Annotated in this window: 1 protein-coding gene; it reads right to left on the reverse strand. The window is 57.3% G+C overall.

Annotated features, from left to right (window positions below; genetic code table 11):
* The coding region (locus KW842_RS27185) for an EF-Tu/IF-2/RF-3 family GTPase (RefSeq protein WP_255584418.1) at window positions 1-572 on the reverse strand (572 nt) is incomplete at both ends.

Genomic DNA, 572 nt, shown 5'->3' on the forward strand with positions numbered 1-572 from the left:
CCAACGGTACGGCCGCCTTCGCGGATTGCGAAGCGCAGACCTTCTTCCATCGCGATCGGGTTGATCAGCTTGACGGTGATCGACACGTTGTCGCCTGGCATAACCATTTCTTTGTCCGCTGGCAGTTCGATCGAACCGGTCACGTCAGTGGTACGGAAGTAGAACTGTGGACGATAGTTGTTGAAGAACGGGGTGTGACGGCCGCCTTCATCTTTCGACAGAACGTAGATCTCGCCGGTGAAGTGGTTGTGCGGTTTGATCGAGCCTGGTTTTGCCAGAACTTGACCACGTTGCACGTCTTCACGCTTGGTGCCGCGCAGCAGCAGACCAACGTTGTCGCCTGCCTGACCTTGGTCCAGCAGTTTGCGGAACATTTCCACGCCGGTGCAGGTGGTTTTAACGGTATCGATAATGCCGACGATTTCGATCTCTTCGCCGACTTTGATGATGCCGCGCTCAACACGACCGGTCACCACGGTACCGCGGCCCGAGATCGAGAACACGTCTTCCACTGGCATCAGGAAGGCGCCGTCAACTGCGCGCTCTGGGGTTGGGATGTAGCTGTCCAGTGC

The organism is Duganella sp. sic0402, from assembly GCF_019219065.1.
Taxonomy (GTDB): Bacteria; Pseudomonadota; Gammaproteobacteria; order Burkholderiales; family Burkholderiaceae_D; genus Rugamonas.